The organism is Paenibacillus lacisediminis, from assembly GCF_046567315.2.
This window is the reverse complement of record NZ_JBKIAX020000002.1, coordinates 34,326-60,287: the sequence shown is the minus strand read 5'-3', so window position 1 is coordinate 60,287 and position 25,962 is coordinate 34,326. Positions and strand designations below refer to the sequence as shown.

Sequence of the window (25,962 nt, the reverse complement as noted above, 5' to 3'; positions counted from 1 at the left end):
GAGGGAAACCATGGCTCAAATCACTGCAAGTACAGGCGGCAACACTGCTATTCAAGCCGAGAAGGTTTCCGGGCCTTGGCGCGATGCGTGGAGAGCGTTCCGCAAAAATAAAATCGCCATGATCGGTCTGATCATGATTGTGCTGTTTGTCCTCATCGCGCTGCTGGCCCCCGTGATCGCGCCTTATGATTTTAAGGCTCAGGAGCTGGGGGACCGTTTAAAACCGCCGTCTTCCGACCATTGGTTTGGAACGGACGACCTGGGGCGTGACTTATTTACGCGGGTGCTGTACGGGGCGCGGATTTCCTTGTGGGTCGGCACGTTTTCCGTTATCGGCTCAATTATCCTTGGCACGCTTCTTGGGATTCTGGCCGGATTTTACGGGAAATGGATCGATATGATCATCTCGCGCCTGTTTGATATCCTGCTCGCGTTCCCGAGCATTTTGCTGGCGATCGCCATCGTTGCCATCCTCGGCCCATCGCTGCAAAACGCGTTGTACGCGATCGCGATCGTCAACATTCCGACGTACGGCCGCTTGGTCCGCGCCAAGGTGCTCAGCTTGAAAAACGAGGAGTACATTACGGCCGCGCGAGCGATCGGGATGAAAAACAGCGGCATTCTGCTGCGGCACATCCTGCCGAACAGCTTGACCCCGATCATCGTACAGGGCACGCTTGGCATCGCCACGGCGATTATCGAAGCCGCCGCGCTTGGCTTCCTTGGCCTCGGCGCGCAGCCGCCCGCACCGGAATGGGGCAAAATGCTATCCGATTCGCGGCAATTTATCGCCACGGCTCCGTGGACGGTTGTTTTTCCGGGGGTATCGATCATGCTCACCGTGCTTGCCTTCAACTTGATGGGCGACGGTTTGCGCGACGCTTTGGACCCGCGAATGAAAAATTAATAAGTATCTTGATCATTTAGCTTAACTGCCGGGAGGGATCCCGGCGGTTTTTTTGTGACGAGTTGCAATATCAGACAGAAGGTGTCTTTCATTGTTTTAGACCATCAGCCCGACCTAAATCAATTACCTAACGAATTTAAGTATTTTTTTCTTGGGTTGGGAGGCAGATCAACACTCGCTGTCCGGACGCTTTGCACGATTATCCCGTTTGATCAGGGTAGCAGAGAAACAGACAAGCTCGGTAAGAAGAAAATATTTGGTGGAGAAGCAGATCGGTTCGAGATAATTTAGACGGACTTAGAAGAAGGAAGCAGGTTTAGGGGAGGTGAAACAGACCGGACAAGAGTTCAAGACAAGAGATCAGGATAAGAGATCAGGACAAGACGCAAGGGAAACGAAAAGACCGTAATTTTGCTGTAGCCTGAACCCTTCCATCTGCAGCAACGCCCGCACTGTTCATGCTAATTCACACCAATCAAGTTGATCCGTATTAAGCTAACCCCTACCCATTAAGTTGATCTGCATCAAACTCCCCTCGCCGTTCCAGCGTCTCGATTAGGCCGCAGCCGCAAGGGGCTGGTTCGGTTGGCGTGCGATCAGCTGGCGGTAAGGGATCGCCGGAATCGCCACACACATGCGCAGTAATTTCTGCTGCATCGTTTCTTTCGCTTCGGGTAGGTGCAGCCCGCGGCGTCCGGTGTACTCGTTGAGGTACGCCTGCAGATGCTTCAGTCCCAAGGCTATATATGTACTCTTCAGCGATTCCCATGCCTCTCTCACTACTTTCCGTAAGGGAGCATACAGCCGAAAGGCTAGAGGGAACGACTGTACCGCCGATGTACGGACATCCACATACTCGTTGATGAACGCGGCCAGTTCGTGACGGTTTGCCCTTTGTCCGTCTCCTCTCTTATGCGGTACCAGGCGGATTTTGACCTGCTCCGGCTCGCCCGACTCCGTTACCGTGCATCCCGCTACGACCGCCGAGGCATACGGATGCGAAAACTGACACCGGGACGGGTCACACCCATACAGATCGCTGTTCACCTTCACGTCTCCGCAGAGCAGTTCCCGGGCATCGAACTCCCCGACGGCATGACGTATTTTATGCAGCATCAACCAGGCGGTTTTGTAGGTGACCCGGGTCACCTGGCTCAGCCGCATCGCCGAGATGCCGCCCTCAAGCAGAAATAAATCCAGGGCCTCGAACCACTTGAGCAGGGGCAGATGCGTTCGTTCAAAAATCGTACCGACCAAAGCCGACGTTTGATGCTTGCACTTTCCGCACTCGAACAAGGGGATATGCCGGGAGGTCAAACGGCTGCACCGGGTGTGAGCGCAGCGCGGGCAGACAAAGCCGTTCGGCCACTTCATCGCGATCAGCGTCTCCATGCAGGCCTCCTCGCTATTATAACGGCTGCTGAATGGTTGAAGTTCCGTTCCCGCATTGACCTCCATGTTCGCTCGCCCCCGAATCAAGAATTTACGAACTCACGTTCGATTTACTTCATTATACCAAACATACGTTCCCTAATCAAGCCAAAATCTCACCTGAAACTCCTCATTTTTTCCTCATCTCTGCTTCTTCTCTCTTTTTTGGAACCCTTGCCTAGTCCCACGCCCTGCTCTCTGAACGAAAGGGATAATCGTGCAAAGGCAAGCAGCAGGCAGGGACACCAAGGCACCAAGACACGAACCCTTTAGACAGCTCCTTCATCTGGCGTCGATTTGTGACACTGCTCGAAACGGCTACGGTGCAAAAGGTAGATGCGCTGACTCGGCGGATCGTGACGCCCTCTTCATCGTTGACGCTTCCATGCTTCCATGTTTGAGCGGAACCGCAGCAAGGCGGTCGAGTTGCTTACCCGGTTTAGAGATCATGCCACCGGCACGTTTTACAAGGGATCTCCTATGTTCTTGATCAACGAAGTAGCCCAAAAAGCCGGGAAGACACTGTCCGCCTCTGATTCACCGTAAACTCCGGCAATGAATTGCTGCTTTACCCAGCTAAATCAAGGCTTGTCTGCCGATTTTTTGCTGCGAACGTTGAGATATAAAAATTTCGGGTATGGTAGAAGCGATGCGCATGAAGAGAGGGGAGGAGAAGCGGAATCTGGGGACTAAGGGACACCAGAGCTGTTATCTGAGGAAAAACGGAGGTTTGCAAAATGTAACGGACACAAATGACCTTATTTACCTCAAATCGGCCTGGATAAACTGGTTTAGAGCGAAATAGGGTCGCCTGTGTCCGTTAGGCTGGGAAATACCCGGGAAATGGGCGGATAAGGTCGCTGGTGTCCGTTAGAGCAGCGTCCTAAGTTTAGGAAGAGCCTCCAATCGCTCCAAAGTAGAAGTCAGAGCCACTAAAGGACGCCGTCAGGCTTTTTCTAATACTCTCCTGATGATTGGCAACTCTGCGTCAACTTTCCTTCCCTCATTTTAATGACTTATTTTGGGGGGAATAATATGATGTTAATTATTGTCACATATATTGGGCTTCCGGTTATAATTTAAGGAATAAGATATAGCAAAGATATGGGCAGGAGGCGCGAGATGGCAAAAAAGTCTAGAAAAGTGACCATTGTCGGTTCCGGATTGGTGGGTACGGCTTGCGCGTACTCCATGATTAACCAATCCATCAGCGAGGAAATTATGATGATCGACCGGACCTATGACCGCGCGGTGGCGCATGCGTTGGATTTGTCCCATTGCATGGATTTTACCTCGACACGCACGAAGGTCATTGCCGGCCGTTTGGAGGACTGCCGTGATGTCGATATCGTGGTGCTTACGGCCGGGGCCAATCCGAAGCTGGGACAAACGAGGCTGGACGTGCTCGGGGACGCGGAAGAAATTACGGGGGATATCGTCAGCCGGCTCGTGGACGGAGGGTTTGACGGTGTTTTTGTCGTTGCAGCCAACCCGGTGGATATTGTTACGTATATTGTACGCGAGGTGTCAGGTTTTCCGCGGAACCGGGTGATTGGCACCGGTACTTCGATCGACTCAGCCCGGCTTAAAACGCTGCTGTCGGAGGTGTTTTCCATCGATCCGCGCAGCGTTAACGGCTATGCGATGGGCGAGCACGGCGATTCGCAGTTTGTGGCCTGGTCGCATGTGACGATCGGCGGCAAACCGCTGCTGCACATTCTCGACCAGCACAAAGAGCGTTTTCGCCATGTCGATTTGGACGAAATCGCCAAGAAAACGAAGGATGCCGGCTGGGAGATTTTTACCCGGAAAGGCAATACACAATTCGGCATCGGCAACGCGCTCGCCTATATCGTCCGTTCGATTCTGAACGATGAGCATAAAATTATCGCCGTGTCCGCGGTCCTTGATGGCGAATACGGGCAATCCGGGGTATGCGCCGGGGTTCCGGCCATTATCGGCGGTGGCGGTATTGAGGAGATTTTGGAGCTGAATTTGGCGGGGGAGGAGCGGCATAAATTCGAGTATTCCTGCAGCATACTTAAATCTGCGATCCAAAGTTTGCAGCGACGGTAATCACTTATGTTCAATTCAGCCGGTCGGCGTAAGTCGGGTGGTGGATGGCTGGCTCCTTCCCGCGGCGGTTCTACCTTTTTGCTCCCTGTTATATAGTTAGAAAAAATGAAACGGGAGCGATGGATCATGGACGGAATTGTCATCCGGAATTTGGCTGAGCTTGGACAGGTCGGGTTAAGACAGGCGACGGAAGTTTTCGTGGACGGATTTTTTCAGCCGCTGCAGTTTTTTTGCAAGGATCGGGCGAGGTTGGTTAGGGCTCTGGAGCACGCTTTGGTCAAGGAGCGTTTTTGTGTGGCGTTAATGGATGGGGGGGTGTTGGGTATCTTTGCGTTTTCCGCGGGCCGGCAGCGGGCGTTTCGGTTGAATCCGGACATTTTGCGAAAAGAATTGGGCTGGCTGAAAGGAAGCCTGTTTTGTGCTTTCGTCCGGCAGGAGTTGGAAAAGCCGCTGGGCTTGAAGGACCGGCAATGCTACTTCGAAGCGGTGGCAACTGCGGAAGCGGCCAGAGGCAAGGGGGTTGCCACCCGCTTGCATGACCATCTTCTCTCTGTTCTGGATTTTGATGAATATATTTTGGAGGTTGTAGACACCAACACGGCAGCGGTACGTTTGTATGAAAAATTGGGGTATGCCGAATTTAAAAGAAAGCCGCAAAGATGGTTTCGGAAGCAGGTGGGCTTCAACGCCAGAATATATATGAAGAAATACGCGGACAATTCCTCGTTACGGCAAAATGAATAGTGAAACTGGACAGGAACATACATTCGTATTATGATTATGAAATCAACTCAAGGGACGTGATGGTAATATGCCATATTGCAAAGTGAACCATGCGGAGCTCTATTATGAGGAGATCGGGACAGGGCGGCCCATCCTGATGATCCACGGATTTACGCCGGACCACCGGCTAATGAGCGGCTGTATGGAGCCCGTTTTTTCCGAAAGACCGGAGTGGAGGAGAATTTATGTCGACCTGCCGGGGATGGGTCAGAGCAGGGACTATGAGGAAATTGCCGGTACGGACGAAATGCTTGAAGCGGTGCTGCAGTTTATAGATAAAGTCATTCCCGATTCCCGTTTTCTTATCGCCGGGCAGTCGTACGGGGGTTATTTGACGAGGGGAATTATCGCCCGGCTGCCTGAACGGGTTGAGGGAGCGGCTTTGATTTGCCCGATGATCGTACCGGAAAAGGAAGACCGGATTTTGCCCGTACATAAGATTTTCCATGAGGATCCGGAATTGGCGTCCGCGCTTGGCAAGGAAGAATACGAAGACTTCAGATCGATGGGAGTCGTATTGGATCGGTACACTTGGACAAGATATGCGGATGAAATAGCCGCGGGCTGTAAAATCGCGGATGAAGCTTTTTTGGCCAAAATCAAGGCGAATTACGGATTTTCTTTTCCGGTTGATCGGGAATTTATGGGCCCGGCGCTATTCCTGCTTGGAAGGCAGGATACGTCGGTAGGATATGCGGATGCGCTTCGCCTGCTGGATTTATTTCCGCGCGGCACGTTTGCCGTTCTGGATCGGGCAGGGCATAATCTGCAGATCGAGCAGAAGAATGTTTTCGATGCGCTGGTTAACGAATGGCTGGACAGGGTGGAAGAGAGAATGGGGGCGTATATGAATTAAGCGGCTTACCCCGAAAGGAGATTCACCAGTTGCCGAAAAACAGCTCTCAAATGTAAAATTGATATTGCTAACTCAATTATCCTGTGATAGAATAATTTTTGCTTGTAAAATTTCATTCCATTATGTCTCAGTAGCTCAGCTGGATAGAGCAACGGCCTTCTAAGCCGTCGGTCGGGGGTTCGAATCCCTCCTGGGACGTGTAAAAAAAGCTCTCTGCGGAGAGCTTTTTTGCTGTCTGGAAAATTTCCGCAAGTTCTGGTGGCCAATCGATTCTTTTAAAGTCAACAGATCAGCGTCCCGCCGTTTTGGACCCAGCTTTTACTCCGGGATTTTTGCCTTGGACCGGGTCTATGCTATAATCTCAATTAATGCAGTGCGGAAGAAAGGAGGTGCCCTTATCAGCCATTTTCGACCCGATGAGAAAGACAACATCGTATTGTTTCCGAAAACGCTCGATTACTACCAGATTGAGCTGACCCGGATGCTGGAAACCGAGAGATACGGGGAAGCTGCGGATCTCTTGAGATTTTTGCTGCAGTGCCAGGGGGAAGACCCGCGCCATTATGAAGAATGGCGGGCGTTGCTGGACTGGCTCACCGAAGCTTTTCCCGGGCTTCAGAACGGATCCCCGGACGCGGAAGATTATGGTCCTGAAACGGAGGAATCGCTGGCCAGACGGCATGTTGAGGCGAAGCTTGAACAGGACCAGAATTATGCCAGCAAACTGCTGAGCGCGGTAATGGATAAACCGTTGTCGGAGCAGACGCTTTTGGCTTTGGACCAGCTTGCATATTTGGACCGGCCGGAAGTGGACGAAGCGCTGATCGAATGGTTGCATCAAGAGGAACTCCATCCGTTGCTTCAGTATCGGGTGCTGCAAACGCTGCGCCGCCGCGGCACGCAGGGAATGCTTTCCATGATGCGCGCCGGGGAAAAGGTGGAGATTGAAATCGAATCGGTTCCGCTGAAACCCGATGAATTTCCTCCGGCCGTGCAGGAGGTGCTCGAAAGGGTGGGGGAGCAGACGCAGGTGCACGATCCTACTTTGTTTTATTTTGCCCAGGAGTTGTGGTCGCAAATTGTTATGGGGTTGTACGGCGGGAGGGACTATCGTTCATTGATCGATGGCGACGATACGGTGATTGATATTTGGGCGGCGGCGCTTCATCAACTGGTCGCGGACAGCCTGCCGGACGGAAAAACCGACGAGGAAATCCGCGCGTTGTACGGGATTACCGATGAGCATAGACTTCGCTTTGAGCAGGTTTGCCGGTCGATTCGCCTTTTTTTGGCGGTGAGCGGTGTTCAAGAAAGATAGGCACGGGGAATTATTGGCTCTACGATCGGCTCTTGTAAAAAGATGTATTGTTGTTTATAATATAATGGTTATTCTGATCGTGTTCATAGGGACAGCTATACTGGAACCATGATAGCTGTTTTATACGCGATTCGGTTTCAGTATTTTAGTATATGTGAAATTTGGAGGGGAAGGCATAAAATGAAAGCAACCTGGGAAAAGATAGAGAAGAACCTCGGCGTTCTCGAGGTCGAAGTGGAGGCGGAACGTGTAGCCGCCGCACTTGATAAAGCGTTTCAAAAAGTGGTGAAAAGAGCGAATGTACCTGGATTCCGTAAAGGCAAGGTGCCTCGTCCGATCTTTGAAGCCCGTTTCGGCGTAGAAAGTCTGTATCAAGACGCCATCGACATTTTGCTCCCTGAAGTATACAGTGAAGCCGTCGATCAAACGAACATTTTCCCGGTGGATCGTCCCGAAGTGGACGTTGAGCAGTTTGAAAAAGGGCAAGCGTTCAAGTTCAAAGCGAAAGTGACGGTTAAACCGGAAGTGAAGCTTGGCGATTACAAAGGCGTGGAAGTGCCGGCGGTCAGCGCGGAAGTTACCGAAGATGAGCTGAACGAGGAGCTTGAGCGTCTGCAACAGCGTCATGCCGAACTGATTGTTATCGACGAAGAAGCCGCGAAGAATGGTGATATCGCTGTTATCGATTTCGAGGGTTTCGTTGACGGCGTTCCGTTTGAAGGCGGCCAGGCAGAGCGTCATTCCCTGGAGCTTGGAAGCAATTCGTTTATCCCTGGCTTCGAGGATCAAGTCGTTGGAATGGCTACCGGTGATTTCAAGGACATTACCGTAACTTTCCCGGAAACTTACCATACTGAAGATTTGGCCGGCAAGGAAGCCGTATTTAAAGTTAAAGTTCATGAGATCAAACGCAAACAGCTCCCTGAGCTTGACGACGAATTTGCCAAGGATGTCAGCGAATTCGATACGCTGGACGAGTTTAAAGAAGACTTGAAGAAGCAACTGCAAAGCCACAAGGAACAAGAAGCGAAGGGCGCCCGTGAAGCGGCTCTCGTTGACAAAATCGGCGAAAGCGCGGAAGTGGAAATTCCGGAAGCGATGGTCAACAATGAAGTGGAAAACATGGTGCGCGATTTCGACAACCGCCTCCGTTCCCAAGGCATGAACCTGGAATTGTACATGAACTTCTCCGGCCAAACCGTTGACGATCTGAGAGCCCAAATGAAGGACGACGCAGAAAAACGCGTTCGCAACAATCTGGTGCTGGAACAAATCGCCAAAGCCGAAGACATTAAAGTGGCGGAGGAAGACGTCGACAAACAGCTGGCGGAAATGGCCGAAGCTTATAAACGTACACCGGAAGAAATCCGCAACATTTTGGCGGCCAACCGTTCGCTGGACAGCTTGAATGATGAAATTCTGATCCGCAAGACGATCGAATTCCTGCTGGAGAACAGCAAGGAAGTGCCGGCCGAGCAAGCGGAAGCGCCGAAAGCGAAGGAAGCAAGCAAACCGGCAGCCAAGAAAACGGCGAAAAAATCGACGAAGGCAGCTGAAGCGAAAGCCGATACTGACGCCGACAAAAAAGAAGCGGAAGAGGCTAAGGACGAGGAATAGTCTAACGCGAGGCATTCCCGGTTGCAGACAGATAAGCCTCCCATGAAATACATCAAGATAAACGTTAGGGCACGTATACAAATGCGTGCCTTAATTTTTCATCATTTGCCGATACATTTATTTCCATTTGGCATCGGACAGGCCGGCGGTTATATAATGTGTAAAAGTCAACATAAACTGTATCGTGTGAAAAATGACATGAGGCTTTGAACATGGTAGAATGTTTCTGTAAACCGGAAAGGAAAATTGATAAAGAAAAGAGGTTGGTCGCATGAGTCTGGTACCTATGGTCGTAGAACAAACGAATCGGGGAGAACGATCTTACGACATCTATTCAAGACTTCTTAAAGATCGCATCATTTTTCTCAGCAACGCTATTGATGATGAAGTTGCCAATCTCGTGATTGCCCAACTGTTGTTTTTGGCGGCCGAAGATCCTGAGAAAGATATTCACCTGTACATTAATTCGCCGGGTGGTTCAGTCACTGCCGGGATGGGGATATATGATACGATGCAATACATCAAGCCTGACGTGTCCACGATCTGCGTAGGAATGGCTGCGAGCATGGGATCGCTGCTCCTTACGGCCGGGGCGCCTGGCAAACGTTATGCTCTGCCCAACAGTGAAGTCATGATTCATCAGCCGCTTGGAGGCGTTCGCGGTCAGGCGACGGATATTAAAATTCATGCCGACTGGATTATCAAGACGAGACAGAAGCTCAACCAGATTTATGTGGAGCGAACGGGTCAACCCCTTGAGAAAATCGAGCGCGATACAGACCGTGACTTCTTCATGAGCGCGGAAGAGGCTAAGGACTACGGGATTATCGACAAAGTCATCACATCAGCCCATTAAATCATAAAGGGGTGTTTACATGTTTAAATTCAATGATGAAAAAGGACAACTGAAATGCTCTTTCTGCGGCAAATCGCAGGAGCAGGTACGCAAGCTTGTAGCCGGACCCGGCGTTTATATATGCGACGAGTGCATCGAGCTGTGCACGGAAATCGTGGAGGAGGAACTCGGGCACGAAGAGGAGCTGGATCTCAAGGAAATCCCGAAACCGAAGGAAATCCGCGATATTTTGGATCAGTACGTCATTGGCCAAGAGCAGGCGAAGAAATCGTTGTCCGTAGCGGTTTACAATCATTACAAACGGATTAACACGCAAAGCAAGATCGAAGACGTGGAGCTGCAAAAGAGCAACATCCTGCTGCTCGGGCCGACCGGTTCCGGCAAAACGCTGCTCGCGCAAACGATGGCGAAAATTTTGAACGTTCCGTTCGCGATCGCCGATGCGACTTCCCTCACGGAAGCCGGATATGTCGGCGAAGATGTGGAGAATATTTTGCTCAAGCTGATTCAAGCGGCCGATTATGATGTGGAAAAAGCGGAACGCGGCATCATCTATATCGACGAAATCGATAAAGTGGCGCGCAAATCGGAGAATCCGTCCATTACCCGCGACGTCTCCGGCGAAGGCGTTCAGCAGGCGCTGTTGAAAATTTTGGAGGGCACCGTGGCTTCGGTTCCTCCGCAAGGCGGTCGCAAACATCCGCATCAGGAATTTATCCAAATCGATACGACGAACATTTTGTTCATTTGCGGCGGCGCGTTTGACGGCCTGGAGCAGATGATCAAACGCCGGATCGGCAAAAAAGTGATCGGCTTCAACGCCGTAAACGACGGCCAAAAGGACCTGAAGCCGGGCGAATATTTGTCGATGGTGCTGCCGGAAGATTTGCTCAAATTCGGGTTGATTCCGGAATTCGTAGGGCGTTTGCCGGTCATCTCGACGCTCGAGCCGCTGGACGAAAAGACGCTCGTACGGATTTTGTCCGAACCGAAAAACGCGCTGGTCAAACAGTATCAGAAGCTGCTTGAGCTCGACAACGTCAATTTGACGTTTGAGTCCAAAGCGCTTGAGGCGATTGCGCGTGAAGCGATCAAACGCAACACCGGTGCGCGCGGACTTCGCGCCATCATCGAAGGCATTATGCTGGACGTGATGTATGAAGTGCCGTCCCGCGACGATATTTCGGACTGCGTCATCACCGAAAAAGTCGTCGTGGAGAAAACTGCGCCGGAGCTGGCCACGAAGAAAAACAAAAAGCAGGAAGAGAGCGCGTAAGGCTGATAAAGCCGAATAGCGCGACAAAATAGATGTCAAGGTTCTCCACCTTTGCGGAAGGGCGTTTTTTAAGCGTTTTTCGCAGGGGTGGAGCTTTGATCGTTTGGGAGAGACCTGATATGACATTCTTGAGACAAGATACGCGGCCGGTCAAAGTCGGAAATCTGACGATCGGCGGCAGCAACGAAGTTATCATCCAAAGCATGTGCACGACCAAAACGGCGGATGTGGCCGCCACGGTAGCCGAGATCCATCGTTTGGAGGAAGCGGGCTGCCAACTGGTGCGCGTGACGGTGAATAATGAGGAAGCGGCTGCGGCGATCAAGGAAATCAAGAAGCAAATCCATATCCCGCTCGTCGCCGACATCCATTTCAATTACAAGCTGGCGCTTATGGCGATCGAGAATGGCATCGACAAGGTGCGGATCAATCCGGGGAATATCGGACGCCGCGAGAAAGTGGAAGCTGTTGTCAAGGCCTGCAAGGAACGGGGGATCCCCATTCGAATCGGCGTCAACGCCGGGTCGCTGGAGAACCATCTGCTGGAGAAATACGGCTATCCGACGCCAGAAGCGATGGTGGAAAGCGCCTTGTTCCATATCGGCATCCTGGAGGAATTGGACTTCCACGACATCATCGTATCGCTGAAGGCCTCTGACGTCCCGATGGCGATCGCGGCTTATTCGAAAGCGGCGGAAGTGATTCCTTATCCGCTGCATTTGGGGATTACGGAAGCCGGAACGCTGTTTTCGGGGACCGTGAAGAGCGCGGCCGGCATCGGCGCGCTGCTGTCGATGGGCATCGGCTCGACGCTGCGCATCTCGCTGAGCGCCGACCCGGTGGAGGAAGTGAAGGTCGCCCGCGAACTGCTCAAAACCTTTGGTCTGATCACCAATGCGGCCACATTGGTGTCCTGCCCGACCTGCGGCCGGCTGGATATCGATCTGTTTTCCATCGCCAACGAAGTGGAGGCGTACATTGCGAACCTGAAGGTTCCGATCAAGGTGTCCGTGCTCGGCTGCGCGGTCAACGGGCCGGGCGAAGCGCGGGAAGCCGACATCGGCATCGCCGGTGCCCGGGGCGAGGGTCTTTTGTTCCGTTACGGCGAAATGATCCGCAAGGTGCCGGAAGCGGAACTGCTTAACGAATTGAAAAAAGAAATCGACCATATCGTGGAAGTGTACGAAGCAACCGGAGAAATTCCCGGACGCAAAGAACACCGCGCTCATGTGAAAGCTTAACTGTTTGAGCCGCAAGCTGCCGATGACAAGGCGGCTTGCGGTTTTTTGACATTATCGAATTTATAAAATTTCGGTCATGGTAGAGGGCGATGCGCAGGTAGAGAGGGGGAGAGAAGGGGAATCCGGGGCTAAGGGACACCAGAGCCGTTATTTGCGAAAAAACGGAGGATTGCAAAATGTAATGGACACAGAAGCTCTTATTTACCTCAAATCGTCCTGAATGAACGGGTTTAGAGCGAAATAGGGTCGTGTGTGTCCGTTAGGCTGGGAAATACCCGGGAAATGGGCGGATAAGGTCGCTGGTGTCCGTTAGAGCAACGTTCAAAGTAGAAGTCCAAAGTAGAAGTCTGAGCCGCTAAAGGACGCCGCAAGGCGTTTTTCTTAATATATAGACCGCTTTTTTCCAAACTCTCCGCAAAAACCTCGTTTTACGTTGGTGCGAAAAGGCTATACTACCAAGTATCAGTGAAAAGTGAGGGAGGCGTTCGTTATGGATTTAAATCTCATCCTGATGTCCGTTCAAATGTTTTTTGCCGTCGTGATCGGCCTCTATTTCTGGAACCAGCTGCGCAGCCAGAAAGGAAACCGGGTGGCGGTGGACCGGGAATCGCGGAAGGAGATGGAGAAGCTGCGCAAGCTGCGGGCTATTTCGCTCACCAAGCCGCTGGCGGAGCGGACGCGCCCGGCCACGATGAACGATATCGTCGGGCAGAAGGACGGGCTGCGCGCATTAAAAGCCGCGCTGTGCAGCGCCAACCCGCAGCACGTCATCATTTACGGTCCGCCGGGCGTGGGCAAAACGGCGGCGGCGCGCGTCGTGATGGAAGAAGCGAAAAAAAATCCGGTGTCCCCGTTTAAGTCCGACGCCAAATTCGTGGAAATCGACGCGACGATCGCGCGGTTTGACGAACGGGGCATCGCCGATCCGCTGATCGGGTCGGTACACGACCCGATTTATCAAGGGGCCGGGGCGATGGGTGTCGCCGGCATACCTCAGCCGAAGCCGGGGGCCGTAACGAAATCGCACGGCGGGATTTTGTTCATCGACGAGATCGGCGAACTGCATTCCATCCAGATGAATAAGCTGCTCAAAGTGCTGGAGGATCGTAAGGTGTACCTCGAGAGCGCTTATTACAATTCGGAAGATACAAACACGCCCGCGTATATTCACGATATTTTTCAAAACGGGCTGCCCGCCGATTTCCGCTTGGTTGGGGCTACGACAAGATCGCCGCAAGAAATTCCGGCGGCCCTGCGTTCACGCTGCATGGAAATCTATTTCCGTCCGCTGCTGCCGGAAGAAATCGCCCGGATCGCCGAAGACGCGGTGGGGCGAATCGGCTTTCAGCCTTGTCCCGAGGCTGTGGACGTCATTAAGAAGTACGCGACCAACGGCCGGGAAGCCGTCAATATGGTGCAGCTTGCGGCCGGACTGGCCTTGACGGAAAAACGCGACCATCTGCTCGCTTCGGATCTGGAGTGGGTCGCTACCAGCAGCCAGCTTGCGCCCCGGCCGGACCGCAAAATTCCCGAGCGTTCGGAAATCGGCGTCGTCAACGGGCTGGCGGTGTATGGCGCGAATATGGGAACACTGCTGGAAATCGAAGCGACGGCGGTGCCGGCGGAAAAAGGGCGGGGCATTTACAATATCACCGGCGTGGTGGATGAAGAGGAAATCGGCGGGGGCAGCCGCACGCTGCGCCGGAAGAGCATGGCCAAGGGATCGGTGGAGAACGTGTTGACCGTTCTGCAACGCATGGGCCTGCACCCTTCCAATTACGATCTTCATATTAACTTTCCGGGCGGAACGCCGATTGACGGACCGTCCGCGGGCCTCGCCATCGCTACCGCGATCGCTTCGGCGATCAAGCGGGTGCCGGTGAACCATCAGATCGCCATGACCGGCGAACTGGGCATACACGGCAAAGTAAAGCCGGTCGGCGGCGTCGTGGCCAAAGTGGAAGCGGCGTTCCAGGCGGGGGCGACGACCGTACTGATCCCTAAGGACAACTGGCAGTCGCTGTTCGAGGGGCTGGAAGCCTTAAGCGTCATCCCCGTCGAGACGGTGGCCGAGGTGTTCCGCCATGTGTTTGGTCCGGAAGCCGAGAAAAATTTGGATCTTCTGACCGGCGGAGAGTTGTTCGCCCCAACTCCGGCGCCCGCGCCGTTTTTGCATGCGGAATCCCCGTCGCAGGGCGGGACGATGTAGGCGCGTCATGGCTTGCCGGGAATGGCTCACGAGGGGCGGCTGCTTTTTAAGCGGCCGCTCCTCATTGGTGTTTTTTTGTAACATTTGCTAAAATAGCAATGATATCTAACGAGAACGTTTGGAGGTGCATAAGCGATGGGACCGCATAAATCAAAAGGCCGGCGCTTTCCTTTGCTTCCCTTACGGGGCCTTCTCGTCTACCCGAGCATGGTGCTGCATTTGGACGTGGGCCGCGAGAAATCCGTAAAGGCTCTGGAAAAAGCGATGGTCGAAGATAACTTGATTCTCCTCTGTTCTCAATCCGAAGTGAACATTGAAGAACCGACCCAGGAAGATATTTTTCGTATCGGGACCGTTGCTAAAGTCCGCCAAATGCTGAAGCTGCCTAACGGCACGATTCGGGTGTTGGTGGAAGGAATGGAGCGCGCCGAAATTATCGAATACCTGGATAATGATGAATATTACGAGGTTATCGCCAAGGAGCGTCCGGAGGCAGAAACGGTCGATCCGGAAATCGACGCGCTGATGCGCACGGTTTTAACCCAATTTGAACATTATATCAATCTTTCCAAGAAGGTCACGCCGGAGACGCTTGCCGCGGTATCGGATATAGAAGAGGCGGGGCGCCTCGCCGATGTGATCACCAGCCACCTGTCCTTGAAGATCAAGGACAAGCAAGAAATTTTGGAAACGATCGATGTCCGGAAACGGCTGGAGAAGCTGCTGGACATTTTGAATAATGAACGCGAAGTGCTTGAACTGGAGCGGAAGATCAGCCAACGCGTCAAGAAGCAGATGGAGAAGACGCAGAAGGAATACTACTTGCGCGAGCAGATGAAAGCGATCCAGAAGGAGCTTGGCGAGAAAGAAGGCCGGGCCGGAGAGGCGGAGGAACTGCGCGCGCAAATGGAAGAGAAGCAGCTTCCGGAAAAGGTTCAGGAAAAGGTCGAGAAGGAAATCGACCGGCTGGAGAAAATGCCCGCAAGCTCTGCGGAGGGTGGCGTTATCCGCAATTACGTCGATTGGCTGTTAAGCCTGCCGTGGCATAAAAAAACGGAAGACGACCTGGACTTGGCCAAAGCCGAACAAGTGCTGAATGATGATCATTACGGGCTGGATAAACCCAAGGAGCGGGTGCTGGAGTATCTGGCTGTGCAAAAGCTGGTCAAAAAGCTCAAAGGCCCCATCCTTTGCCTCGTCGGGCCGCCCGGGGTGGGGAAAACCTCGCTGGCCCGTTCGATCGCCCGCTCGCTAGGGCGGGAGTTCGTCCGCATTTCGCTCGGCGGCGTGCGGGACGAAGCGGAGATCCGCGGCCACCGGCGCACGTATGTTGGCGCTATGCCGGGACGCATTATTCAGGGCATGAAGACGGCGGGGACACTGAATCCGGTGTTCTTACTCGACGAGATCGACAAGATGGCCTCCGATTTCCGCGGCGATCCTTCCGCGGCGCTGCTGGAAGTGCTTGATCCCGAGCAGAACAATACGTTCAGCGATCATTTTATCGAAGTGCCGTTCGATTTGTCGAACGTGATGTTTATTACGACCGCCAACGCGGTGCACAACATTCCACGCCCGCTGCTGGACCGGATGGAGATGCTGTTCATTCCGGGTTATACGGAGCTGGAGAAGCTGCAGATCGCTACCCGCTACCTGCTGCCGAAGCAGAAGAAGGAGCACGGTCTTGCGCCGGAACAGCTGGAAATCGGGGAAGATGCGCTGCTTAGGACGATCCGCGAATACACGCGCGAATCGGGTGTGCGCGGTCTCGAGCAGCAGGTTGCGGCGCTCTGCCGCAAAGCGGCCAAGCAAATCGTGTCCGACAGCAAGGAGAAGATTGTGATCGGACCCGAGGAGATCAAGGATTACTTGGGTGTGCCGAAATACCGCTACGGTGTTGCCGAGCTGGAGGATCAGATCGGTACGGTCACCGGGCTGGCTTGGACGGAGGTCGGCGGGGAAACGCTGATGATCGAAGTCACGGTCGTTCCGGGCAGCGGCAAGCTGACCTTGACCGGCAAGCTGGGCGATGTCATGAAGGAGTCGGCGCAGGCTGCGTTCAGCTATACCCGTTCGAAAGCGGCCGAGCTTGGCATCCCGCTAGATTTTCACGAGAAAAACGATATCCATATCCATATTCCCGAAGGCGCGATTCCCAAAGACGGACCGTCGGCCGGGATTACGATCGCCACGGCGCTCATTTCCGCGCTGACGAATCGTCACGTCTCGAAGGATGTGGCCATGACCGGGGAAATAACGCTGCGCGGCCGCGTGCTGCCGATCGGGGGACTGAAGGAGAAATCGCTGGCCGCCCACCGGGCCGGCTACCGGAAAATCCTGCTCCCCAAAGACAACGAGCGCGATCTGCGCGACATCCCCGAAAGCGTCAAGGAGGAGGTCGAGTTCGTGCCGGTGTCCCACATGGATCAGGTGCTTGAGCACGCGCTCGTGGAACATCCCGAAGTGCATTAACGTGGCTTAAGATGCTGGGTATAGATCCTGGATAAAGATCCTGGATAAAGATCCTGTGTAAGTTGAATTAAAGAAATGCGGGAGTTAGGCAAGAGTGTGAAATGATTCTGAAGAAACGGTAGTGGTCGCCTTTGTGAACGGATTTCTACAACTTCCGAATTTAGTGGATTAAAGAAATCCGTGAACAACAGCGATCGTAAGAACATTTCACACGGCTGCCCTATCACGAGCTATCAACAGTTCAACCTTATATAGATTTAATCCACAGCTTATAGACCGCGCTTGTAGAGAGGATTTGGAACGATGAAAGTTACGAAAGCTGAATTTGTGATCAGTGCCGTGGGTCCAAACCAATATCCCGACGACGCCTTGCCGGAAATCGCTCTGGCAGGGCGTTCCAATGTCGGCAAATCATCTTTGATCAACCGCATGATAGGCCGCAAAAATTTGGCCCGCACGAGTTCGACTCCCGGAAAAACGCAGCATTTGAATTACTACCGCATCAACGACCAGCTCTATTTCGTGGACGTCCCCGGTTACGGTTACGCCAAAGTATCGAAATCGCAGCGTGAAGCCTGGGGCAAAATGATCGAAAAGTATTTAATGGAGCGGGAAACGCTGAAACTCGTGATCTTGATCGTCGATCTAAGGCATCCGCCTTCCAAGGACGACGAACTGATGTACGATTGGCTGAAGGCGTATGAGCTTCCGGTTTGCGTCGTGGCCACCAAGGCGGACAAGGTGCCGAAAACGCGCTGGCCGAAGCATCTGAAAATCATCAAAGAAGCGCTGGTCCTGCGGGCCGGAGATCCCGTCATCCTGTTCTCCTCGGAGGAGGGCATCGGGAAGGATGAGCTGTGGGGGCTGATAAACAAATCGTCGGATATGGAAGGGATTTGAAGCAGTTTCCGCAGGAAAGTGAGCATGAAGCGGGATTTTTACGGTTAAAAACGGCTGAATCCGGTTTTTTCTGAAAAATGGCGTGAATTCACGTTTCGATCGCTGAGCAAATGCTTTTGATCGTAGTGTATAATTATGATAAAGCGATTGTAAAAGAATTGAGGAGATTTTTATGGCTCAGCGGTTAGCCACAGAGTATGTTAACGCCAGTTTGCGTTTGTCGGAAGTTCAGATGTCGCAGTTTATTCACAAAGTGTACGATCCTCATGTACGCCAGCGGGTGAAGGTGCTCGATAACGGCGGGCAAGAGGTGGTGCTGGAGGATGACGGCGGGGAGGAAGTGCATCTGCCTTTTGACCGTAAAGACGGATATTACGTCTGTGAATTGTCTTTCCGCTTGGAACAACCCCATCTCACGAACGTGATGAGACTGCTGTTCGCGGCTTTTAAAGGCAGCGGCATGGTAACGAGAATTTATAATGGATTCATGATGATGTATTATTATCAGGAAGGCCGGGTTCGCAAAATCGTCGAATACTCCCGGGATTCCTACAAGCTTGTTTTTGAACTCAAAGATACGGTGGGAGAACTTACACGCATCTACCGCAGCAATGAGGCGGAGATCGAGATCGGCCGAATCCGCAAGAACATCAACGCTTTGCTGGACGCACGCTTTATCGCTCAGGACGCCGGGGAAGTGGAGCGGATTGACGCGGAATTGCGGGCTTGTTCCCGGAGATTGTTCGTGCTCGAGGCTTGAGTTTTTCCGGTGCGCCGGAAAAGCGGAAAGTGAAAGTCACCCTTGGTCCGAAAACGGCATAAAGTACTAGGGAAAGCTACCCAACCTGATTGGGTAGCTTTTTTCAGGTAAAGGCGGAAGGGGGGATGCAGCGCTTTTTTTAAAAAAGGGTTGCATTTGTCCCTGAGAGATGTTATTTTTAATCTCGTTGAAAAGAATATAGGAACCAGGATTCACTCAGGACATGGAGATGTTGCGAGAGATTTTTCCCTCGGGAAGTGAATGACGTAGGTCCTAGCGGATGAAATTTTTTCAAACATTTTATTCCTAGGAAGGGGGAACCGGAAGATGGAACATTCAACTTTCGGAAGACACGTTGCTGCTGATGTTTGGGGAGTCGACTTCGATGTACTGAACAACGCGGATCTCCTCGAAGCTCATTTGGTGGAAGCCGCCGAAGCTTGCGGAGCCACGGTGCTGTCCATGCAATCGAGACAGTTCGAACCACAAGGTGCTACGGTGCTTGTGATGCTGTCGGAGAGCCATCTCTCAATCCATACGTATCCTGAGAGAGGGTTTGCCGCCATTGATTGCTACACTTGCGGAGAAATGGTGGAGCCCGGGTTGGCCGTCGATTACCTGGTGTCCGTTTTACAACCGGAGAAAATTTACGCTAAACAACTGGTTCGTGGATTGGGCGAATTGGAAGTCGAAGATTCGCCGTCCAAAAAAGCGGAATTTGCGTAATCCATCATAGATTTTGGAAATATGGGAAAAATAAGATAACCATGGAACAATTCCATGGTTATTTGTTTTGTTATCGCCGATTTCATAAATAATTCATAAAAAACTCACGGAAATGAACGAGTTATGGATGTCCTCTGTGATATAATTAACATAGTTTGTTTGCGGTTGGTGATTGAACATTTAATAAGAAGGCAGGTGAACTTGCAATGCACATTGTCGTAGTCGGGTTAAACTATCGCACGGCGCCTGTGGAGGTCAGAGAACGCTTCTCCTTTACGGAGAAAGACATGCCGCAAGCGCTGCAGGAGCTCTTACGCACCAAAAGTGTATTGGAAGGCGTTATTATCGCGACCTGCAATCGGACGGAAATTTATGTGGTAGTCGATCGTCTGCACATGTGCGGGTCTTTTATCCGCAGCTTTATGGAACGCTGGTTTGGGGTTCCGCGCGAAGAATTTACCCGCCATTTATATATGTATGAGGATGAACAAGCGGTACGTCATCTGTTCCGGGTCGCCTGCGGCCTGGATTCGATGGTGCTGGGCGAAACGCAGATCCTTGGCCAGGTTAAAAGTGCGTTTTTGCTGTCGCAGCGCGAGAAGGGGACGGGGACCTGGTTCAATATGCTCTTTAAGCAAGCCGTGACGCTCGGGAAACGCGCCCATTCGGAAACCGCCATCGGCGAAAGCGCCGTTTCCATCAGCTATGCGGCGGTGGAGTTGGGCAAACGGATCTTCGGAAGCTTTAGCGGCAAGCGGGTGCTGATCCTCGGTGCCGGCAAAATGAGCGAGTTGACCGCGAAGCATTTAAGCGGGGGCGGAGCGGAGGAGGTCTTCGTCGCCAACCGGACCTATGCCCGCGCCCAGGAGCTCGCCGCCAAGTTTGACGGCACGCCGTGCACGATGCAGGAGGCAATGGAGCGGCTGGCGGACGTGGATATCCTGATCAGCTCCACCGGAGCGGAAGGATATGTGATCACGTCGGCGCAGGTTGCGCGCAGCATGAAGCGGCGCCCGGACCGCCCGCTTTTTATGATCGATATCGCGGTGCCTCGGGATATCGAGCCGGTGATCGGCGAGCTTGAGAACGTGTTTTTGTATGATATCGACGATCTGGAGGGTATCGTGGAGAACAACTTGGAGATGCGCCGGGCCGAAGCGGTGAAAATCGATAAGATGATCGAAGAGGAAATGCAGGTATTTGCAAACTGGCTGCAAACGCTGGGCGTCAAACCGGTGATTCGCGCCCTGCAGGAAAAGGCTGCCCATATCCATGAAAGCACGCTGGACAGTATGTTTAATAAGCTGCCTGAGCTGGATGAGCGCCAGCGCAAGGTGATCCGGCGTTTGACCAAAAGCATCTTAAACCAGATGATGCATGATCCGATCAACCGGATTAAGGAGCTGGCCGGCGAAAAACAGGGCGCCGAAGCGCTGGAGATGTTTACACAGATTTTTGCGCTTGAGAAGCATTTGGAAGCAGGTGCGTCCGCGCCGTCGGGAGAGGAGAGCGTCGCCTCCCTCGAAATCCAAGAGGCAGCGTCAACCGAAATGTCTTTTGCGCGGGAAACCGAGCTTTCTTTGGAAAAGGTGTCGGTTTAACATTTGGATAAGAAAGAGAAACGGCCCTCGGGAAAGCCCTGAGCCCACTGCTTGATTTCTCGAATTTGCATGGCTGTGGAATTCGAAGGAAAGCGGGAGGCGCGGGGTTTTTTTATATGATATGCTATTAACGTGATGAACCAATTGTCCGGGAGTGGATAACGATGCCCCATTATATGCCCGTCATGTTGAATTTGCAAGGCCGCCGCTGCGTGATCGTCGGCGGGGGCGCTGTCGCCGCACGTAAAGCGGCCGCTTTGACGGAGGCCGGCGCGGTCGTCAAGGTGATCAGCCCCAGCGTGACTGCCTGGCTTCAGGATCGCGTTCGGGAAGGGGATATCGCTTGGTTGGCGCGCGAGTACCGGGAAGGGGACCTGAAAGGGGCGTTTCTCGTGTACGCGGCTACCGATTCCCCGCAGGTGAACGATAGTATCGTGAAGGAGGCAGAAATGCTGGGGATTCCGGTGAACGATACCGCTGACGGAGCGCGGGGAAGTTTTATTACCCCTAGCGTCGTCCGCCGCGGCAAGCTGGTGATCGGGGTGTCCACCTCGGGGGCGGGGCCCAAAGCGGCCCGGGATTTATGCCGCGAGATCGACCGGAGTTTTGGCGATACATATGAACGGTATGTTGAATTTCTAAGCTTGATCCGGACTCGGATCAAGGGGCAGGTTGAAGATAAAGAGCGGCGCATACGACTGCTGGCCAGGCTGGGTGAGCTGGATATTTTGCCGTCGATCCGGCAAGGCGGCTTCACGCCGTGGAGCGAAGCGGACATTGCGGCCTGGATCGAAGAAGAACAACGGAGGAATAGCGAATGACAAAGCGTACGATTGTGGTAGGGACAAGACAAAGCCAACTGGCATTAACGCAAACGGAACAGGTGATCGACGATTTGAAGGAACTGTGCCGGGCGCACGGACTCCCGTTTGAGTTCGAGGTCAGAAAAATCGTCACCAAAGGCGACCGGATTCTCGATGTGACCCTGTCCAAAATCGGCGGCAAGGGGTTGTTCGTCAAGGAAATCGAACAGGCGATGCTGGACGGGGAAATCGATATGGCGGTCCACAGCATGAAGGATATGCCGTCCGTGCTCCCCGAAGGGTTGATCAACGGAGGAGTACCGCTGCGGAAGGACCCGCGGGACGCGCTTATTTCCCGCAGCGGCCTTGATCTGCATGAGCTGCCCCGGGGCGCGCGCGTCGGCACGAGCAGCTTGCGCCGCTCCAGCCAACTGCTGGCTTGCCGGCCGGACCTCATGCTGGAGCCGGTCCGGGGAAATATCGATTCCCGGCTGCGCAAGCTTGAGGAGGAAGGGTTCGACGCGATTGTTTTGGCGGCGGCGGGCCTGCAGCGGATGGGCTGGGAGGACCGGGTCACGGCTTACCTGTCCGCGGACGTCTGTTTGCCGGCGGTCGGCCAGGGCGCGCTCGGGATCGAATGCCGGGAGAACGATTCCGAACTGCGGGAGCTGTTATCCTTGTATAACGACCCGGATACCGCACTTACCGTGGCGGCGGAACGCCGTTTTCTCGCCATGCTGAACGGCGGTTGCCAGGTGCCGATCGGCGCTTATGCAACTTTGGAGCGGGCGGACGGTCAAGCGCCGGATGAAGGCGGCGCGGGCAGCGGTGAAGCAGGCTCCAGCCACGCCCCGCGGATCAGACTGACCGGTATGGTTGGCTCGACGGCCGGCCGGGTCATTTTGAAAGAGAGCGCCGTAGGGGAAGATCCGGTGGCCTTGGGTGAGCAAATTGCCGAGCTGCTGCTGGCCCAAGGGGCGGACGCGTTACTAAAGGAAGCCAAGGAGTGAATGGACATGGCGGGGAGAGTATATTTGGTCGGTGCCGGCCCGGGGGATGCGCGGTTGATTACGCTAAAGGGGCTGGATTGCATCGAAAAGGGCGATGTCATCGTATATGACCGCCTGGCCAATCCAAGCCTTTTGAGAAAAGCGAAACCGGGAGCCGAAAAAATTTACGTCGGCAAACGCACCGACCGGCACACGATGAAGCAGGAGGAGATCAGCCGGCTGCTGGTCGATTTGGCTCTGGCGGGAAAAACCGTGGTGCGCCTTAAGGGCGGAGACCCGACCGTTTTTGGCCGGGGAGGCGAGGAGGCCGAACTGCTGCGCAAGCACGGGATTCCGTACGAAATCGTGCCGGGCATCACCGCGGCGATATCCGTTCCGGCTTATGCCGGCATCCCGGTTACCCACCGCGACCTGGCTTCCTCCGTGTCGATCATCACCGGCCACGAAAGTCCGGATAAGCTGGATTTGTCCATCAACTGGGAAAAGGTGACGAATGCCACAGGCACGCTTGTGTTTATGATGGGCGTGGCCAATATCGGCTATATCAGCAAACAGCTGGTCGCTTACGGACGTCCGCCGGAAACGCCGGTGGCGCTGGTGCGCTGGGGAACCCGGGCGGAGCAGGAGACGCTGACCGGGACGCTGGCCGACATCGAGCAAAAGGTGCTTGACGCCGGCTTCAAGCCGCCGGCCGTCATCGTCGTCGGCGAGGTGGTGAACCAGCGCGAGCAGTTGAAGTGGGCGGAGTCCCTGCCCTTGTTCGGCAAGCGCATTTTGGTGACGCGCTCCCGTACCCAGGCGAGTGATCTTGTTCGCGGCATCGAGGAACTGGGCGGCGAGCCGTACGAGTTCCCGGTCATCGAGATCTCGATGCCAAGCGGCGCGGCGCTGGAACGGGCGGACGAGGCTTTAAGCCGCCTGGAGACGTACGACTGGGCGTTTTTCACCAGCGTCAATGGTGTCGACTATTTCTTTAAGCACCTGGAGAGACTGGGAAAAGACATTCGCGCGCTGCATAAGGCGCGTATTGCTGCCGTAGGGCCGGCCACGCTGGCGGCGCTGCGCGAGCGCGGCATCACCGCCGGGGAGCTGCCGGGCCGATTCCAGGCCGAAGGCTTGCTGGAAGCGTTTGGCCCGGAGCTGCTGCCCGGCCAAAGCGTGCTGCTGCCGCGCGGGGATCTTGCCCGGGCATGGCTGCCGGAGGCGCTGCGCGGTCAAGGGCTGACCGTCACCGAGGCGGTCATGTATGAGACGGTCCCGGCCGGCGAAAAGGACGAGGAGCTGCTCAAGCTGCTGGAGAAGGGCCGGATCCATGCCGTGACCTTCACCAGCTCCTCGACGGTGACTAATCTTTTGGCCGCGCTGTCGGGCATGGGCGTCGCCGATCCGGTGGCCGCACTGCGGGGCGCGGAAATCGCCTGCATCGGGCCGGTTACCGCGCGCACCGCGGAGGAAGCGGGTCTGCGCGTATCGATCCTGGCCAAGGAGGCGACGATTCCCAGCCTGATCGAAGCGCTTTGCGGTTGGAAGGAGCGGGACGCCTCGGTCTAGCGGCCGGCACGAAGCGACCGGTCGGTCATGATGGCGGAGGATCGTGGAGCGTGCAGTGATCGGCCAGTCCAGTGATTGGCCGGGCCGCATGTGGTTGATGGCCAGTGCGGCGGCAAATCGGACCTTGTTTCCCGCAAAAGTTCATCAGGTTTTCGAGCCGATACTGTCACCTACCCGCCGGAAATCTAACGGTTGTAGCAGTTGCTATTTTACGAAAAAAGCCTTTTTCTAAATTCTAACGGTTGTGAGCGGCGTTATTTGCCTTAATCTGGGCCCAAATAGCCGGTTTTAAGTGAAATAAGCGCTATGGCAACCGTTAGAGTTTGAAATCAACGTTATTGGAACAAATAGCGTTTGTGGCAACCGTTAGGCGTTTTGTGGAGCGCTCCAGTTCTTAAGATTTCACCGAAAAACGGCACTCCGGTTAGTTAGGATCGAAGACCGGCCGATTCTTTTGTTCAAATACAGCTTTTACTGCACTAGCGGGACGTGTTTCCGCTTTAACTAAGGAGGTTAATGCGATGAACTATCCATTTGTAAGACATCGCCGTTTGCGGCAATCGGCCGCTATGCGCGGGATGGTGCGCGAGACGGTGCTGACGGTGGACGATTTTATTCAACCGATATTCGTGACGTACGGCAGCGGTGTGAAAAACGAGATTCCTTCCATGCCCGGCGTGTTTCATTTTTCGCTGGATACGCTGGAGGAAGAAGTCAAGGAAATCGTTGATCTGGGCATTCCGGCGGTGCTGCTGTTCGGCATTCCGGAAACGAAGGACGCCGTGGGCACGTCCGCCTTTGTCGATAACGGCATCGTGCAGGAGGCAACGCGGGTGATTAAAAAACGTTACCCGGATCTGCTCGTCGTCGCCGATACCTGTCTTTGCGAGTTTACCGATCACGGCCATTGCGGGATGGTGCACACCTACGAACGGGACGGTCATGTATGCGGGGACGTGCTGAATGACGAGTCGCTGGAGCTGCTCGTAAAAACGGCGGTTTCGCAAGCAAAGGCGGGCGCGGACATCATCGCCCCGTCCAATATGATGGACGGATTCGTGCAGGCGATCCGTACGGGACTCGATGAGGCGGGTTTCACCCATGTGCCGATCATGTCGTATTCCGTGAAATACGCTTCGGCTTTTTACGGGCCGTTCCGGGAAGCGGCCGATTCCGCGCCGCAGTTCGGTGACCGCAAATCGTATCAAATGGATCCGGCCAATGCGCGGGAAGCGCTGCGCGAGGCGGAATCGGACGTGCTGGAAGGCGCGGATATGCTGATGGTCAAACCGGCGTTGGCGTTTATGGACGTGTTGCGCATGCTGCGGGATCAATTTGATCTGCCGCTGGTGGCCTACAACGTCAGCGGCGAATATTCGATGGTGAAAGCGGCCGCGCAAAAAGGCTGGATCGACGAACGCGCGATCGTCACGGAGACGCTGCTCGGGATGAAACGCGCCGGCGCGGACATCATTATCACTTATTTTGCCAAAGACATGGCGCGGTGGTTGCGCGAGAAACGTTAACCGGATGTATTTTCGGATGGATGAATGGTTAGGAAGATTAGAT

20 protein-coding genes and 1 tRNA gene are annotated in these 25,962 nt (G+C 54.0%); 20 read left to right on the top strand and 1 reads right to left on the bottom strand.

Going from position 1 to position 25,962, the window contains the following annotated elements:
- Positions 1 to 10: 10 nt before the first annotated feature.
- The gene (nikC, locus tag ACLD72_RS03615) at positions 11 to 907 is read left to right on the top strand and encodes a nickel transporter permease (RefSeq protein WP_411003245.1); all 897 of its coding nucleotides are present in this window, start codon (positions 11 to 13) and stop codon (positions 905 to 907) included.
- 555 nt (positions 908 to 1,462) lie between these two features.
- Here the strand turns inward: nikC and ACLD72_RS03610 are convergent.
- Positions 1,463 to 2,365, bottom strand: coding sequence for a transposase (locus tag ACLD72_RS03610; RefSeq protein ID WP_458475553.1), 903 nt, complete (start codon positions 2,363 to 2,365; stop codon positions 1,463 to 1,465).
- Between the two features lie 1,095 nt (positions 2,366 to 3,460).
- Between ACLD72_RS03610 and ACLD72_RS03605 the strand changes: the two genes are divergently transcribed.
- The 19 genes from ACLD72_RS03605 (at position 3,461) to hemB (ending at position 25,919) form a co-directional block, all read left to right on the top strand.
- Positions 3,461 to 4,414: an L-lactate dehydrogenase gene (locus tag ACLD72_RS03605; protein WP_411003182.1), complete on the top strand. Its 954-nt coding sequence runs from the start codon at positions 3,461 to 3,463 to the stop codon at positions 4,412 to 4,414.
- A gap of 126 nt (positions 4,415 to 4,540) precedes the next feature.
- A complete protein-coding gene (locus ACLD72_RS03600) occupies positions 4,541 to 5,158 on the top strand; it encodes a GNAT family N-acetyltransferase (RefSeq protein ID WP_411003181.1) in 618 nt (205 codons plus the stop codon).
- Between the two features lie 67 nt (positions 5,159 to 5,225).
- Positions 5,226 to 6,053: an alpha/beta fold hydrolase gene (locus ACLD72_RS03595; RefSeq protein WP_411003180.1), complete on the top strand. Its 828-nt coding sequence runs from the start codon at positions 5,226 to 5,228 to the stop codon at positions 6,051 to 6,053.
- A 124-nt stretch (positions 6,054 to 6,177) separates the two neighbouring features.
- Positions 6,178 to 6,251 (top strand) — tRNA-Arg (locus ACLD72_RS03590).
- A 238-nt stretch (positions 6,252 to 6,489) separates the two neighbouring features.
- Positions 6,490 to 7,371, top strand: coding sequence for a hypothetical protein (locus tag ACLD72_RS03585; RefSeq protein WP_411003179.1), 882 nt, complete (start codon positions 6,490 to 6,492; stop codon positions 7,369 to 7,371).
- Positions 7,372 to 7,551: 180 nt separating this feature from the next.
- Positions 7,552 to 8,988 (top strand): trigger factor, encoded by a 1,437-nt coding sequence (gene tig / locus ACLD72_RS03580; RefSeq protein WP_411003178.1) that lies wholly within the window; start codon positions 7,552 to 7,554, stop codon positions 8,986 to 8,988.
- Positions 8,989 to 9,259: 271 nt separating this feature from the next.
- Positions 9,260 to 9,844 (top strand): ATP-dependent Clp endopeptidase proteolytic subunit ClpP, encoded by a 585-nt coding sequence (gene clpP, locus ACLD72_RS03575; protein WP_411003177.1) that lies wholly within the window; start codon positions 9,260 to 9,262, stop codon positions 9,842 to 9,844.
- Between the two features lie 19 nt (positions 9,845 to 9,863).
- Positions 9,864 to 11,120, top strand: coding sequence for an ATP-dependent protease ATP-binding subunit ClpX (clpX, locus tag ACLD72_RS03570; protein ID WP_251591072.1), 1,257 nt, complete (start codon positions 9,864 to 9,866; stop codon positions 11,118 to 11,120).
- A 119-nt stretch (positions 11,121 to 11,239) separates the two neighbouring features.
- Entirely contained in the window at positions 11,240 to 12,361 is a 1,122-nt protein-coding gene (ispG, locus tag ACLD72_RS03565; RefSeq protein WP_251591070.1) for a flavodoxin-dependent (E)-4-hydroxy-3-methylbut-2-enyl-diphosphate synthase, read from the top strand.
- A gap of 490 nt (positions 12,362 to 12,851) precedes the next feature.
- Positions 12,852 to 14,570, top strand: coding sequence for an ATP-dependent protease LonB (lonB, locus tag ACLD72_RS03560; RefSeq protein ID WP_251591067.1), 1,719 nt, complete (start codon positions 12,852 to 12,854; stop codon positions 14,568 to 14,570).
- Between the two features lie 135 nt (positions 14,571 to 14,705).
- Positions 14,706 to 17,042, top strand: coding sequence for an endopeptidase La (gene lon / locus ACLD72_RS03555; protein WP_411003176.1), 2,337 nt, complete (start codon positions 14,706 to 14,708; stop codon positions 17,040 to 17,042).
- Positions 17,043 to 17,345: 303 nt separating this feature from the next.
- Positions 17,346 to 17,942 carry a ribosome biogenesis GTP-binding protein YihA/YsxC gene (gene yihA, locus ACLD72_RS03550; protein ID WP_251591065.1) on the top strand — a complete coding sequence of 199 codons (597 nt, stop codon included), beginning with the start codon at positions 17,346 to 17,348 and terminating at the stop codon, positions 17,940 to 17,942.
- Positions 17,943 to 18,114: 172 nt separating this feature from the next.
- Complete coding sequence (locus ACLD72_RS03545; protein WP_411003175.1) at positions 18,115 to 18,702, top strand: non-ribosomal peptide synthetase module; 588 nt, start codon at positions 18,115 to 18,117, stop codon at positions 18,700 to 18,702.
- A gap of 327 nt (positions 18,703 to 19,029) precedes the next feature.
- Positions 19,030 to 19,428 carry an adenosylmethionine decarboxylase gene (gene speD / locus ACLD72_RS03540; protein ID WP_411003174.1) on the top strand — a complete coding sequence of 133 codons (399 nt, stop codon included), beginning with the start codon at positions 19,030 to 19,032 and terminating at the stop codon, positions 19,426 to 19,428.
- A gap of 206 nt (positions 19,429 to 19,634) precedes the next feature.
- Complete coding sequence (gene hemA / locus ACLD72_RS03535; protein WP_411003173.1) at positions 19,635 to 21,029, top strand: glutamyl-tRNA reductase; 1,395 nt, start codon at positions 19,635 to 19,637, stop codon at positions 21,027 to 21,029.
- A gap of 185 nt (positions 21,030 to 21,214) precedes the next feature.
- The gene (locus ACLD72_RS03530; RefSeq protein ID WP_458475550.1) at positions 21,215 to 21,850 is read left to right on the top strand and encodes a precorrin-2 dehydrogenase/sirohydrochlorin ferrochelatase family protein; all 636 of its coding nucleotides are present in this window, start codon (positions 21,215 to 21,217) and stop codon (positions 21,848 to 21,850) included.
- Positions 21,847 to 22,842 carry a hydroxymethylbilane synthase gene (gene hemC, locus ACLD72_RS03525; protein WP_411003171.1) on the top strand — a complete coding sequence of 332 codons (996 nt, stop codon included), beginning with the start codon at positions 21,847 to 21,849 and terminating at the stop codon, positions 22,840 to 22,842. The genes ACLD72_RS03530 and hemC overlap by 4 nt, the downstream gene beginning before the upstream one ends.
- Before the next feature lie 6 nt (positions 22,843 to 22,848).
- A complete protein-coding gene (gene cobA, locus ACLD72_RS03520; protein ID WP_411003170.1) occupies positions 22,849 to 24,393 on the top strand; it encodes a uroporphyrinogen-III C-methyltransferase in 1,545 nt (514 codons plus the stop codon).
- Positions 24,394 to 24,914: 521 nt separating this feature from the next.
- The gene (hemB, locus tag ACLD72_RS03515; RefSeq protein WP_411003169.1) at positions 24,915 to 25,919 is read left to right on the top strand and encodes a porphobilinogen synthase; all 1,005 of its coding nucleotides are present in this window, start codon (positions 24,915 to 24,917) and stop codon (positions 25,917 to 25,919) included.
- Positions 25,920 to 25,962 lie beyond the last annotated feature (43 nt).

Excerpts from the sequence above, each read along its gene's own strand:
- nikC (WP_411003245.1), top strand. The coding sequence starts at position 11 with ATGGCTCAAATCACTGCAAGTACAGGCGGCAACACTGCTATTCAAGCC.
- ACLD72_RS03610 (WP_458475553.1), bottom strand. The coding sequence starts at position 2,365 with ATGGAGGTCAATGCGGGAACGGAACTTCAACCATTCAGCAGCCGTTAT.
- ACLD72_RS03605 (WP_411003182.1), top strand. The coding sequence starts at position 3,461 with ATGGCAAAAAAGTCTAGAAAAGTGACCATTGTCGGTTCCGGATTGGTG.
- ACLD72_RS03600 (WP_411003181.1), top strand. The coding sequence starts at position 4,541 with ATGGACGGAATTGTCATCCGGAATTTGGCTGAGCTTGGACAGGTCGGG.
- ACLD72_RS03595 (WP_411003180.1), top strand. The coding sequence starts at position 5,226 with ATGCCATATTGCAAAGTGAACCATGCGGAGCTCTATTATGAGGAGATC.
- tig (WP_411003178.1), top strand. The coding sequence starts at position 7,552 with ATGAAAGCAACCTGGGAAAAGATAGAGAAGAACCTCGGCGTTCTCGAG.
- clpP (WP_411003177.1), top strand. The coding sequence starts at position 9,260 with ATGAGTCTGGTACCTATGGTCGTAGAACAAACGAATCGGGGAGAACGA.
- clpX (WP_251591072.1), top strand. The coding sequence starts at position 9,864 with ATGTTTAAATTCAATGATGAAAAAGGACAACTGAAATGCTCTTTCTGC.
- ispG (WP_251591070.1), top strand. The coding sequence starts at position 11,240 with ATGACATTCTTGAGACAAGATACGCGGCCGGTCAAAGTCGGAAATCTG.
- lonB (WP_251591067.1), top strand. The coding sequence starts at position 12,852 with ATGGATTTAAATCTCATCCTGATGTCCGTTCAAATGTTTTTTGCCGTC.
- lon (WP_411003176.1), top strand. The coding sequence starts at position 14,706 with ATGGGACCGCATAAATCAAAAGGCCGGCGCTTTCCTTTGCTTCCCTTA.
- yihA (WP_251591065.1), top strand. The coding sequence starts at position 17,346 with ATGAAAGTTACGAAAGCTGAATTTGTGATCAGTGCCGTGGGTCCAAAC.
- ACLD72_RS03545 (WP_411003175.1), top strand. The coding sequence starts at position 18,115 with ATGGCTCAGCGGTTAGCCACAGAGTATGTTAACGCCAGTTTGCGTTTG.
- speD (WP_411003174.1), top strand. The coding sequence starts at position 19,030 with ATGGAACATTCAACTTTCGGAAGACACGTTGCTGCTGATGTTTGGGGA.
- hemA (WP_411003173.1), top strand. The coding sequence starts at position 19,635 with ATGCACATTGTCGTAGTCGGGTTAAACTATCGCACGGCGCCTGTGGAG.
- ACLD72_RS03530 (WP_458475550.1), top strand. The coding sequence starts at position 21,215 with ATGTTGAATTTGCAAGGCCGCCGCTGCGTGATCGTCGGCGGGGGCGCT.
- hemC (WP_411003171.1), top strand. The coding sequence starts at position 21,847 with ATGACAAAGCGTACGATTGTGGTAGGGACAAGACAAAGCCAACTGGCA.
- cobA (WP_411003170.1), top strand. The coding sequence starts at position 22,849 with ATGGCGGGGAGAGTATATTTGGTCGGTGCCGGCCCGGGGGATGCGCGG.
- hemB (WP_411003169.1), top strand. The coding sequence starts at position 24,915 with ATGAACTATCCATTTGTAAGACATCGCCGTTTGCGGCAATCGGCCGCT.